Below are 11,827 nucleotides of genomic sequence, written 5' to 3' on the forward strand. Positions count from 1 at the left end.
GCAGGAAGTGCGGTATGCGCGGGGATGGGACTGAGAAGCACGTGCCGCATACGATGAGCCGCATGGGTGACGTACTGGCCGGATTTCATGCCGCCTGGGAGTTCGAGTCCGACTCCGTGCTCATCCGCTACGAACGGGGGATTCGAACACCCAAGCTCTTCCAGGCGCTGGGGGAACGCCGGGTGCCGTTCGCCGCGCTCGCGGGGGTCACGCTCACTCCCGGCAAACGCGGCACGGTCGTCCTGCGGGCCGAGCCCCGCCCCGGTGCGGATCCGCTGATGGAGGCGGCGGCCGGGCAGCTGAAGGACGGCAGCGACCCCTACCGGCTCGTCCTCCCCGCCGAGCGGGAGACCCTCGCGGAGTACTACGCCGACGAACTACGACCGCTGCTCACCGAGTCCGGGTCCGAACCGGCCGAAAGGTTCCTGGTGGCCGCGCCCGAGGCGCCCCGGCAGTTCAAGGCGTACGACGGCAAGGCGAGCTTCGACGGCAAGGCCGTGCACTTCCGCTGGTCGTGGACGGGCGCGTCGACGTCCAAGTGGAAGGCCGGCGACCAGCGGTTCGCCGTGGCCGACCTGGGGGGTGTGGAGTGGCGGTCCCCGGAGGTCTTCGAGGGGCATCTACGACTGCTGCGCCGCGGGGACCTCACGGGGGCGGGGCCGGCGGTCCCGGCCGACCAGGATCCGGCGACCGTGGTGTTCGGGCTCGGGTACGGGCCGGTGCACGAGTCGCTGCCGTTCGCCGCGGCGGTCCTGGAGGCCGTACGGGCGAAGGGCGGGGCCGCGCTGCCGTCGTCGGCAGGACGTCGGGACCCCGCCGACATCGCGGAGCGGATTCGCCATCTCGGGGAACTGCACCAGGCGGGGCTGGTCACCGACGAGGAGTTCGCCGCGAAGAAGGCGGAACTGCTGGCGGAGCTCTGAGGGCGCCTCAGCTCCCGCCCGTCCCGTAGAAACTGATCTTCCGGTCCAGCACCGACAGCGTGTCGTGCAGCTCGGCGATGCGGCCCAGGACGTCCCTGCGCGTCTGTTCCAGCAGCTCCCGGCGCTCCTGGTAGGTGCCGTCGCCCGCCCGCACCAGCTCCGCGTACCGGACCATGTCCGCCACCGGCATCCCGGTCAGCCGGAGCTTGGTCACGAAGTCCAGCCAGTCCAGGTCGCTGTTGCTGTAGCGGCGCTGGCCGGTGTGGGAGCGGTCGATGTGGGACATCAGCCCGATCCGCTCGTACCAGCGCAGGGTGTGCGCGGTCAGTCCGGTGAAGGCGACGACCTCGCTGATCGTGTAGTGGTCCTGGCCCTCGGGGCGCGGATGCCGGCGGGGCGGCGCGGAACAGATGTCGGCGGGTGCGCGGTCGGACTGCCGAGTGGGGGCCGCGGTCGAGGTCTGCATCACCGTCATGACCCAACGCTATGACCTTGGAGTGCGCTCGAAGCAAGCAGAACCCGGGAAGACGGTGAGAAATCCGCGCGACGCGGGGGACGGCCGCTGACTACCGTGCGCGGATATGAGTCTCGTACGCCGCGCCAGGCCCGAGGACGCACCAGAAGTGCTGCGTCTGCGCCAGATCATGATCGACGCACTGCCCGGTGGGGACGCCTCCACCCACTGGCACGCCCTGGCGCTGCCGGGGCTCCGGGAGCGGCTGGGCGAGCCGGACGGGGACTTCGCCGCGTTCGTCGTCGACCACCCGGACCGGCCGGGGGCGCTGGCCGCGCTGGTCGTCGGGACCCTCGACTACCGGATCGGCAAGGCGTCCAGTCCGCACGGGCACTCCGGGTACGTCTTCAGCGTGGCCACCGACCCGGACGCACGCCGTCGCGGGTACGCGCGCGCGTGCATGGCGGAACTGCTCGCCTGGTTCCGCGAGCGGGGCGCCGGGCAGGTCATGCTGACCGCGTCGCCCGAGGCCGAGCCCCTCTACGCCGCGCTCGGCTTCGTCCACAAGCCGGACCCCACGATGATCCTGACGCTCTGATCGGCTTAGGCTCGTCGGTATGTCCTTGCAGAGCCTTGCGTTGATCGAGAACTGGCCGGTCCCCACCGCGGCGGCGGGTGCCGTACGGGCCGACGGGACGGTCCTGGGCACCCACGGTCCGGCCGGGCAGCGCTTCCCGCTGGCCTCCGTGACCAAGCCGCTCGCCGCGTACGCGGTGCTCGTCGCGTACGAGGAGGGGGCGGTCGAGCTCGACGAGCCGGCCGGGCCGCAGGGGTCGACGGTCCGGCATCTGCTCGCGCACACCTCGGGGCTGGCCTTCGACGAGCACCGGGTGACGGCACCGCCCGGGGAACGGCGGCTGTACTCCAACGCCGGGTTCGAGGTGCTCGGGGACCATGTCGCCAAGGCGACGGAGATTCCGTTCGGCGAGTATCTGCGGCAGGCGGTCCTCGAACCGCTGGGCATGACGTCGACGTCTCTCGAAGGGTCACCGGCGAAGGACGGCGTCTCCTCGGTCTCCGACCTGCTCCGCTTCGCGGCGGAGTTGCAGGCGCCGAGGCTGCTGGACCCGCGGACGGTGGCGGAGGCGACGCTGACCGTCCAATACCCCGGGACGAAGGGCGTGTTGCCGGGGTACGGCCACCAGAACCCGAACGACTGGGGTCTGGGCTTCGAGATCCGGGACGGTAAGTCCCCGCACTGGACGGGGGCTTCGTCCTCGCCGCGCACCTTCGGCCACTTCGGCCAGTCGGGGACGTTCCTGTGGGTGGACCCCGACGCGGGGGTGGCGTCCGTGGCCCTCACGGACCGGGCGTTCGGCCCCTGGGCGGTCGACGCGTGGCCGCCGTTCACGGACTCGCTGCTGACGGAGCTGCGCGGCTGAGGTCGGCCGGGGCGGGTGGGGACGCCTACCGGCGCTTGCAGGGTGCCTCCCCCAGAGGGGGTACCCCCAGCGCCCACCCGTGCCGCCTGGGGTCCCCCCAGGCCTTTCGAGCTCTGGGGGAGGCACGACCGCCCGCGGCTGAGGAGGCCCCTTTGGGGGCGCGGGGAACTGCGCGAACGGCCCCCACCGGCCCGCAGCCGAAGTGCTACTCGGCCATCTCCCACAGCAACAACTCGGCCGTTGTCACACCCTCCGCCTCCAAGTCCTCAGCCCCCACCACCCGAACCGAATCCCCCGGCCCCAACTCCTCGCCCCCCAGCCGCACTTCCCCACGCACCACATGCGCGTACACGTACGCCCCGTCCGGGACCGCCGTCCGCTCCCCCGCCCCCAGTCGGCGGACGTGCAGCATCGCCGCGGCCTCCGGGACGGCGTACGGCGTCGAGTCGGCGATGCCACGGACGATCTCGTACAACGGCTCCCCGCCGGGGCGTACCGGGGCCAGCCACATCTGGACGAACACCAGCGGCTCCGCCCCGTCGTTGCGCTCCACGTGGCGGACGCCCCCCGCAGCGCTCAGCCGCTGCACATCACCGTGCCGGACCACCGTCTCGTTGCCCTCCGAGTCGCGGTGGGTCAGCTCGCCCTCCACCACCCAGGTCACGATCTCGGTGTGGCTGTGCGGATGCTCGTCGAAGCCGGCGCCCGGCGCCAGGCGCTCCTCGTTGCAGGCGATGATCGCGCCGAAGCGGAGGTTGTCGGGGTCGTAGTGCGGCCCGAAGGAGAAGGCGTGGCGGGACTCGATTCCGGTCGCCTGGTCTCCCCCGGGGTAGCGCTTCGCCGCGCGCCGTACGTCCATCACGGGACCACCGTAGACCGCAGTCGGCACCCGGCGGCGCATGCTCCCGTCCGGATAAGGCAGTCTTGTCCCCGTGCCCGAACCCGTAACGCGCAAGTCCGACCCCTCGGCTCATGCAGTCCACCAGCACTCCGCGACCCTGAAGCGGCTGGAGAAGTCGTCCGGCAGCCTCGCCGCCCAGGCCATCGCGCGGATGGACGAGACCCTGCCGTGGTACCGGGCCATGCCCCCGGAGAACCGCTCCTGGATCGGGCTCGTCGCCCAGGCGGGTATCGCGGCCTTCACCGAGTGGTTCCGGCATCCCGACGCTCCGCAGGCGATCTCGACGGACGTCTTCGGGACCGCCCCTCGCGAGCTGACCCGGGCGATCACGCTGCGGCAGACCGTGGAGATGGTGCGGACGACCATCGAGGTCATGGAGAGCGCCATCGACGAGGTGGCGGCCCCCGGCGACGAGCGGGTGCTGCGGGAGGCGCTGCTGGTCTACGCCCGGGAGATCGCCTTCGCCACCGCCCAGGTGTACGCGCAGGCCGCCGAGGCACGGGGTGCCTGGGACGCCCGGCTGGAGTCGCTGGTCGTCAACGCGGTGCTGAGCGGGGAGGCCGACGAGGGGGCGGTGAGCCGGGCCGCCGCACTGGGGTGGAACTCGCCCGAGCATGTGTGTGTCGTGCTCGGTACGGCGCCCGACGGGGACAGTGAGCTGACCGTCGAGGCCATCCGGCGGGCCGCCCGGCATGCCAAGCTGCAGGTGCTCACCGGGGTGCTCGGGGACCGGCTCGTGGTCATCGCGGGCGGCAACGACAACCCGCTGGCCGTCGCCAAGTCGTTGATCGGGCCCTATGCCGCCGGGCCGGTGGTCGCGGGGCCCGTGGTATCCGATCTGCTGGCCGCCACCCGGTCCGCGCAGGCCGCCGCCGCGGGGCTGAAGGCCTGTTCCGCCTGGCAGGACGCGCCGCGGCCGGTGCTGGCGGACGATCTGCTTCCGGAGCGCGCCATGGCGGGTGATCCGGGCGCGCGCGAGCAGTTGGTGGAGGAGATCTACAGACCGCTGGAAGAAGCGGGCTCGGCGCTCCTGGAAACACTGAGCGTCTATCTGGAACAGGCGAGCAGCCTGGAGGGCGCGGCCCGCATGCTCTTCGTCCACCCGAACACCGTGCGCTACCGGCTTCGACGTGTGACTGACGTCACCGGATGGTCACCGTCCGATGTACGATCCGCCTTCACGCTGCGGATCGCACTGATCCTGGGGCGTCTGGTCGATGGAGATCCCCAGCCATAGGATTTTGTCGGGGGTCCACAAAACCCCCTCGTGTTCTTCGTCCTTGTCCCCACGGGCGGCCGTGGGGCTCCCCAAGAGAGAGTGTGAGAGTGCTCGTACTCGTCGCTCCCGGCCAGGGCGCCCAGACGCCCGGCTTCCTGACCCCCTGGCTCGAACTCCCCGGTGCCCAGGACCGTTTGCGTGAATGGTCCGACGTCATCGGGCTCGATCTGGTGCACTACGGCACGAACGCCGACGCGGACGAGATCCGGGACACCGCGATCGCGCAGCCGCTGCTCGTCGCCGCCGGTCTCCTGTCCGGCGCGGCACTCGGTGCCATGACGGACATCGCGCCGGGCGCGGTCGCGGGGCACAGTGTCGGTGAGATCACCGCCGCCGCCTTCGCGGGTGTCCTGGACGACACCGACGCGCTGCGCCTGGTCCGCAAGCGGGGTATGGCGATGGCCGAGGCCGCCGCGATCACCGAGACCGGTATGTCGGCGCTGCTCGGCGGCGACCCGGACGTGTCGGTCGCGCACCTGGAGAAGCTGGGCCTGACCCCGGCGAACATCAACGGCGCCGGTCAGATCGTGGCCGCCGGCACCCTGGAGCAGCTCGCCGCGCTGAGCGAGGACAAGCCCGAGGGTGTCCGCAAGGTCGTCGCGCTCAAGGTCGCCGGCGCCTTCCACACGCGCCACATGGCGCCCGCGGTCGACAAGCTGGCCGAGGCCGCCAAGGAGCTCATCCCCGCCGATCCGAAGCTCACCTACGTCTCCAACCGGGACGGGCGGGCCGTCACCTCCGGCGACGAGATCGTGGAGCGGCTGGTCGGGCAGGTCGCCAACCCGGTCCGCTGGGACCTGTGCATGGAGACCTTCAAGGAGCTCGGCGTGACCGCCCTCCTGGAGGTGTGCCCCGGCGGCACCCTGACCGGCCTGGCCAAGCGCGCGCTGCCCGGAGTGAAGACGCTGGCCCTGAAGACCCCCGCCGACCTCGACGCGGCCCGCGAGCTCATCGCCGAGCACAGCTGAATTAGGAGCCCACTGCGATGTCGAAGATCAAGCCCAGCAAGGGTGCGCCGTACGCGCGCATCCTCGGCGTCGGCGGCTACCGCCCGACCCGCGTGGTGCCCAACGAGGTGATCCTGGAGACCATCGACTCGTCCGACGAGTGGATCCGGTCGCGCTCCGGCATCGAGACCCGGCACTGGGCGGGCCCCGAGGAGACGGTCGCCGCGATGTCGATCGAGGCGTCCGGCAAGGCGATCGCGGACGCGGGCATCGCCGCCGAGCAGATCGGCGCCGTGGTCGTCTCGACGGTCTCGCACTTCAGCCAGACCCCGGCGGTGGCGACCGAGATCGCCGACAAGCTGGGCACCGACAAGGCGGCCGCCTTCGACATCTCGGCCGGCTGCGCGGGCTTCGGCTACGGCCTGACGCTCGCCAAGGGCATGGTGGTGGAGGGTTCCGCCGAGTACGTGCTCGTGATCGGCGTGGAGCGGCTCAGCGACCTGACCGACCTGGAGGACCGGGCCACGGCCTTCCTGTTCGGTGACGGCGCGGGCGCGGTCGTGGTCGGCCCCTCGCAGGAGCCGGCGATCGGCCCGACGGTGTGGGGCTCCGAGGGCGACAAGTCGGAGACCATCAAGCAGACCGTGCCCTGGGACCGGTTCCACGTCGGCGACGTCACCAACCTCCCCCTCGACAGCGCCGGGAACATCAAGTTCCCCGCGATCACGCAGGAGGGCCAGGCGGTGTTCCGCTGGGCCGTGTTCGAGATGGCGAAGGTCGCTCAGCAGGCGCTGGACGCGGCCGGGATCAGCGCGGACGACCTGGACGTCTTCATCCCGCACCAGGCCAATGTGCGGATCATCGACTCGATGGTGAAGACTCTCAAGCTGCCGGAGCACGTCACGGTCGCCCGTGACATCCGCACCACCGGCAACACCTCGGCCGCCTCGATCCCGCTCGCGATGGAGCGGCTCCTGGCGACCGGCGAGGCGAAGAGCGGCGACACCGCGCTCGTCATCGGGTTCGGGGCGGGTCTCGTCTACGCCGCCACTGTCGTTACCCTCCCCTAGGCACTCCGTGCCGGATCATGCATCCGGTACCGGAATCGCCGCCAGCAACACCGCAGCAACCGTCTGGAACATCTAAGAAGGAGCGCCTGACATGGCCGCCACTGAGAAGGAGATCGTCGACGGTCTCGCCGAGATCGTGAACGAGATCGCCGGGATCCCCGTGGAGGACGTCCAGCTGGACAAGTCCTTCACCGACGACCTGGACGTCGACTCGCTGTCCATGGTCGAGGTCGTCGTCGCCGCCGAAGAGCGCTTCGACGTCAAGATCCCGGACGAGGACGTCAAGAACCTGAAGACCGTCGGGGACGCCACCAGCTACATCCTCAAGCACCAGGACTGAGTTCCCGCCGGGTCCCGGGCCGCATGCCCGGGTACCCGGCAGGTTCCCGGACTGCGAGGCCCCGCCACCCGGCGGTGGCGCCGTCGAATCCCGTATCCGTTGGAGAAAGAATTCCCGTGAGCCCGACCAATCGCACCGTGGTCGTCACCGGTATCGGCGCAACCACACCGCTGGGTGGCGACGCAGCTTCGTTCTGGGAGGCCCTGACCGCCGGCAAGTCCGGTGTCCGCCTCCTGGAGCAGGACTGGGCGGCCGAGCTGCCCGTCCGTATCGCGGCGCAGATCGCCGTCGAACCGGGCGAGATCATCCCGCGTCCGCAGGCCCGCAAGCTGGACCGGTCCGCGCAGTTCGCGCTGATCGCCGCCCAGGAGGCCTGGAAGGACGCCGGTTTCACCGCCAAGGCCGGTGAGGACTCGTCCGCCAACCCCGACCGGGTCGGCGCCGTCATCGCCTCCGGCATCGGCGGTGTGACGACCCTGCTCGACCAGTACGACGTGCTGAAGGAGAAGGGCGTACGCCGTGTCTCCCCGCACACCGTGCCGATGCTGATGCCCAACTCGCCGGCCGCGAACGTCGGTATCGAGCTGGGTGCGCGGGCCGGTGTGCACACGCCCGTGTCGGCCTGCGCCTCCGGCGCCGAGGCCATCGGGTACGCCATCGAGATGATCCGCACCGGGCGTGCGGACATCGTCGTGGCCGGCGGTACGGAGGCGGCGATCCACCCGCTGCCCATCGTCGCGTTCGGCAACATGATGGCGATGTCCAAGAACAACGACGACCCCCAGGGTGCATCGCGACCCTACGACTCCGGCCGTGACGGCTTCGTCCTCGGTGAGGGCGCGGGCGTGATCGTCCTGGAGTCCGAGGAGCACGCGAAGGCGCGCGGGGCGCGGATCTACGTCGAGGCGGTCGGGCAGGGCATCTCCGCCGACGCGCACCACATCACGCAGCCGGAGCCGTCGGGCAACGGCATCGCGCACGCGCTGCAGAACCTGCTCGACAACACGGATCTGAAGCCGGCCGAGATCGTGCACGTCAACGCGCACGCGACGTCGACGCCGCAGGGTGACGTGGCCGAGATCAAGGCGCTGCGGAAGGTGTTCGGCGACGACGTCGACCACATGGCCATCTCGGCGACCAAGTCGATGACGGGTCACCTGCTGGGCGGTGCGGGGGGGATCGAGACCGTCGCGTCGATCCTGGCGCTGGTGAACCGCACGGCTCCGCCGACCATCAACCTGGACAACCTCGACCCCGAGGTCAACGCGGATGTCGTGTCGGGCAAGGCGCGTCAGCTGCCCGAGGGGCGGATCGCCGTGCTGAACGACTCGTTCGGGTTCGGTGGGCACAACGTGGCGCTTGCCTTCAGGACCGTGTGAGGTTCGTCGCCCTGAACGGCGTGTGGCCCGGACTCCCTGTCGGAGTTCGGGCCACTTTGCGTTTCGTTGTCGGCTGACCCGCCGGTGGGGGCTTGTCGCGCAGTTCCCCGCGCCCCTAAAGGGGCGCTCGCCCCTGGTCTTCTGGGGGCGCGGGGAACTGCGCGCTCAGCCACGACGGCGCCGCAGACGGCATCCGGCGTCAGACCACCTGGTGGAGCCAGCGCACCGGGGCGCCTTCGCCGGCGTACCGGAACGGCTCCAGTTCGTCGTCCCAGGGCTTGCCGAGGAGTCTGGAGATCTCGGCCTCCAGGTCGGTCTCCCCGCGCTGTGAGCGGGTCATCGCGGCCCTCAGGCGGTCCTCCGGGATCAGGATGTCGCCGTGGATCCCGGTGACCGCGTGGAAGATGCCGAGGTCGGGAGTGCAGCTGTAGCGCTCGCCCTCGGCCTTCGCGCAGGGTTCGGCCGTGACCTCGAAGCGCAGCAGGTGCCAGCCGCGCAGCGCGGAGGCCAGTTTGGAGGCCGTGCCGACCTCGCCCTGCCAGGAGAACTCGGAGCGCCAGGTGCCGGGCGCCGCGGGCTGCCGGATCCAGTCGAGGTTGACGCGCGTGCCTAGCACCCCGGCGACGGCCCACTCGACGTGCGGGCACAGCGCGCGCGGCGCGGAGTGCACGTACAGAACTCCACGTGTCGTCACCGGAACCTCCGGGCAGAGCGGGACATCTTGCTGGCTGGCTGGCGGCAGTGGCACGACGGCCGCGTTGATGGCGAGGCTACCGTGCGGCGGCGCAAGGAGTGTGACGTACCGTCGGTCCCACAGCCAGGAAACCCCCGCCATTCACCCAGGGGGACGCTTGTACGGGGGTGGACCGTTGCAGGGCGGGGGGTGGGAACTCCCGTGCGTTGTTATGAAGGGGGACGAATCAGCCGACGGAGAGGACCAGCGGGGTATGCGGAAGCAGCGACGCCGGCGTTCGCGTGCCCTGATCGGTGTCGTCGCCGCGACCGCCGTGCTGGGGCTGGCCGGATGCGACGTGATCGGCGGTTCCTCCTCGGGGGGCGACGGCGGCCGGACGCGTGCCGTGCGGACCGTGCCGGTGTGGGACCGCAGCCCGGCCTCGATCGCGGCCGTCGGCGACTCCGTCACCCGCGGTTTCGACGCGTGCACGGTGCTCTCGGACTGCCCGGAGGTGTCCTGGGCGACCGGCACCAGCGACCAGGTGGACAGCCTGGCGGTGCGGCTGCTGGGGCGGGCGAAGGCGGCGGACCACAGCTGGAACTACGCGGTGACCGGCGCCCGGATGGCCGACCTGTCCGGGCAGATGGCCGACGCGGTCAGGCACAGGCCGCAGCTGGTGACGGTGATGGCGGGGGCGAACGACGCGTGCCGTACGTCGGTGCGGGCGATGACCTCGGTGGCGGACTTCCGCGCCCAGTTCGAGGATGCCCTGGGCACCCTGCGGAAGTCGCTGCCGAAGACGCAGGTGTACGTGTCGAGCGTGCCGAATCTGAAGCGGCTGTGGTCGCAGGGGCGGACCAGTCCGCTGGGCAAGCAGATCTGGAAGCTGGGCATCTGCCCGTCGATGCTGGCCGACGCGGACAACCTGACCAGCGCGGCGACCGTGCGCCGGGACCGGGTGCAGCAGCGGGTCGAGGACTACAACAAGGTGCTGGCGCAGGTCTGCGCCAAGGACCGCCGGTGCCGTTTCGACGGCGGGGCGGTGTACGAGTACCGCTTCGGCACGGATCAGTTGAGTCACTGGGACTGGTTCCATCCGAGCACCGACGGCCAGTCGAAGCTCGCCGCGATCGCCTACCGGACCATCACCGGCAAGGACCCGGTGGACTAGACCCTTGGCTTAGGGTTTCCCCCATGAGCGAACTTTTCGGCACACTCTCCGACGGCACCGAGGTGCACCGCTGGACGCTGGAGCGCGCGGGGACCCGGGTGCGGGTCCTGTCGTACGGCGGCATCGTGCAGTCGGTGGAGGTACCGGACCGGGACGGGCGGACGGCGGACGTGGTGCTGGGGTTCGCCGGCCTGGACGGCTATCTGGAGCACCCGGGCCCGTACTTCGGCGCCCTGGTCGGCCGGTACGCCAACCGGATCGCACACGCCCGCTTCCCGCTGGACGGCGTGACCTACGCCCTGGAGCCGAACAACGGGCCCAACTCCCTGCACGGCGGCGCTCGCGGCTTCGACAAGCGGGTGTGGGAGGTCGAGGGCGTCGAGCACGGGGTACGGCTGACGCGGGTGAGCCCGCACGGCGAGGAGGGCTTCCCGGGGCGGCTGGAGCTCACGGTGACGTACACGCTGGACGCGTCCGGCGCGCTGCGTGTCTCCTACGAGGCGGTCACCGACGCGCCGACCGTGGTGAACCTCACCAACCACAGCTACTTCAACCTCGCGGGCTCCGGGAACGCGGGCGGCCACGAACTCCGGATCGCCGCCTCCCGGTACACCCCCGTCGACGGCGACCTGATCCCGACCGGGGTCCTGGCGGACGTCTCCGGCTCCCGTTTCGACTTCCGTACGGCCCGCAAGGTGGGCTCCGGCTACGACCACAACCTGGTCCTCGACAAGGGGGTCACGGACTCCCCCGCCGAGATCGCCGAGCTGCACGATCCGACGTCCGGCCGCACCCTCACCGTGGCCACCACCGAGCCCGGCGTCCAGCTCTACACGGCCGAGCACCTGAGCGGTCCGTTCGCCCCGGGCGACGGCGTCGCCCTGGAGACCCAGCACTTCCCGGACTCCCCCAACCGCCCGGAGTTCCCGAGCACCCGCCTCGACCCGGGCACGGTGTACCGCTCGGAGACGGTGTACGGCTTCGGGGTGCGGGACTGACGGGCCAACCGCAAGCCCCGGTCCAGGGGTCAGGTCCCGGACCGGGGCTGCTCAAGGGGGACTGGTCCCACACCAGACCTTAGCCGCGCCGGTGAGACGACGGCCGGTGATCGCCCACCTCACAGGTATCCCGTACGAACCCTTCACAAACACCCGGGAGCGTTCGCACCTCCCGAACACTCCGGAAGACGGCGCGCTCGCTCCCCCCGGCGTGGACCACACCGCGCCCCGCAAGCGATACTGCGGC

13 protein-coding genes are annotated in these 11,827 nt (G+C 71.0%); 10 read left to right on the plus strand and 3 right to left on the minus strand.

All coding sequences use genetic code 11. From position 1 onward, the window contains the following. The first annotated feature begins 62 nt into the window (after positions 1-62). Complete coding sequence (locus tag ACZ5K7_RS07260) at positions 63-923, plus strand: DUF4429 domain-containing protein (RefSeq protein WP_468911446.1); 861 nt, start codon at positions 63-65, stop codon at positions 921-923. 7 nt (positions 924-930) lie between these two features. Here the strand turns inward: ACZ5K7_RS07260 and ACZ5K7_RS07265 are convergent, their stop codons facing one another. Next, positions 931-1,398 (minus strand): MerR family transcriptional regulator, encoded by a 468-nt coding sequence (locus tag ACZ5K7_RS07265; protein WP_351692106.1) that lies wholly within the window; start codon positions 1,396-1,398, stop codon positions 931-933. 106 nt (positions 1,399-1,504) lie between these two features. Here ACZ5K7_RS07265 and ACZ5K7_RS07270 point away from each other — a divergent pair, with 106 nt between their 5' ends. Both ACZ5K7_RS07270 and ACZ5K7_RS07275 read left to right on the plus strand, forming a co-directional pair. Then, positions 1,505-1,975, plus strand: coding sequence for a GNAT family N-acetyltransferase (locus ACZ5K7_RS07270; RefSeq protein WP_468911449.1), 471 nt, complete (start codon positions 1,505-1,507; stop codon positions 1,973-1,975). Between the two features lie 19 nt (positions 1,976-1,994). Then, a complete protein-coding gene (locus ACZ5K7_RS07275) occupies positions 1,995-2,819 on the plus strand; it encodes a serine hydrolase domain-containing protein (protein ID WP_468911452.1) in 825 nt (274 codons plus the stop codon). A gap of 205 nt (positions 2,820-3,024) precedes the next feature. Here ACZ5K7_RS07275 and ACZ5K7_RS07280 read toward each other — a convergent pair whose 3' ends face one another. Then, positions 3,025-3,678, minus strand: coding sequence for a pirin family protein (locus tag ACZ5K7_RS07280; protein ID WP_468911997.1), 654 nt, complete (start codon positions 3,676-3,678; stop codon positions 3,025-3,027). A 73-nt stretch (positions 3,679-3,751) separates the two neighbouring features. Here ACZ5K7_RS07280 and ACZ5K7_RS07285 point away from each other — a divergent pair, with 73 nt between their 5' ends. The 5 genes from ACZ5K7_RS07285 (at position 3,752) to fabF (ending at position 8,735) form a co-directional block, all read left to right on the plus strand. After that, positions 3,752-4,957, plus strand: a complete 1,206-nt coding sequence (locus ACZ5K7_RS07285; protein ID WP_351692098.1) for a PucR family transcriptional regulator — start codon at positions 3,752-3,754, stop codon at positions 4,955-4,957. An 89-nt stretch (positions 4,958-5,046) separates the two neighbouring features. Continuing rightward, the gene (locus tag ACZ5K7_RS07290; RefSeq protein ID WP_468911456.1) at positions 5,047-5,967 is read left to right on the plus strand and encodes an ACP S-malonyltransferase; all 921 of its coding nucleotides are present in this window, start codon (positions 5,047-5,049) and stop codon (positions 5,965-5,967) included. A gap of 17 nt (positions 5,968-5,984) precedes the next feature. Continuing rightward, the gene (locus ACZ5K7_RS07295) at positions 5,985-7,016 is read left to right on the plus strand and encodes a ketoacyl-ACP synthase III (protein ID WP_351692092.1); all 1,032 of its coding nucleotides are present in this window, start codon (positions 5,985-5,987) and stop codon (positions 7,014-7,016) included. Between the two features lie 91 nt (positions 7,017-7,107). Next, the gene (locus ACZ5K7_RS07300) at positions 7,108-7,356 is read left to right on the plus strand and encodes an acyl carrier protein (RefSeq protein ID WP_351692089.1); all 249 of its coding nucleotides are present in this window, start codon (positions 7,108-7,110) and stop codon (positions 7,354-7,356) included. Positions 7,357-7,472: 116 nt separating this feature from the next. After that, positions 7,473-8,735 (plus strand): beta-ketoacyl-ACP synthase II, encoded by a 1,263-nt coding sequence (fabF, locus tag ACZ5K7_RS07305; RefSeq protein WP_351692086.1) that lies wholly within the window; start codon positions 7,473-7,475, stop codon positions 8,733-8,735. 199 nt (positions 8,736-8,934) lie between these two features. On the opposite strand, the gene ACZ5K7_RS07310 is transcribed toward fabF, so the two are convergent. Then, positions 8,935-9,429: a DUF3145 domain-containing protein gene (locus tag ACZ5K7_RS07310; protein WP_351692083.1), complete on the minus strand. Its 495-nt coding sequence runs from the start codon at positions 9,427-9,429 to the stop codon at positions 8,935-8,937. A 253-nt stretch (positions 9,430-9,682) separates the two neighbouring features. Here ACZ5K7_RS07310 and ACZ5K7_RS07315 point away from each other — a divergent pair, with 253 nt between their 5' ends. Further along, positions 9,683-10,582: an SGNH/GDSL hydrolase family protein gene (locus tag ACZ5K7_RS07315; protein WP_351692080.1), complete on the plus strand. Its 900-nt coding sequence runs from the start codon at positions 9,683-9,685 to the stop codon at positions 10,580-10,582. Between the two features lie 23 nt (positions 10,583-10,605). Then, positions 10,606-11,580, plus strand: a complete 975-nt coding sequence (locus ACZ5K7_RS07320; RefSeq protein WP_450971530.1) for an aldose epimerase family protein — start codon at positions 10,606-10,608, stop codon at positions 11,578-11,580. Positions 11,581-11,827: the final 247 nt, after the last annotated feature.

Source organism: Streptomyces sp. NPDC031497 (assembly GCF_055580905.1).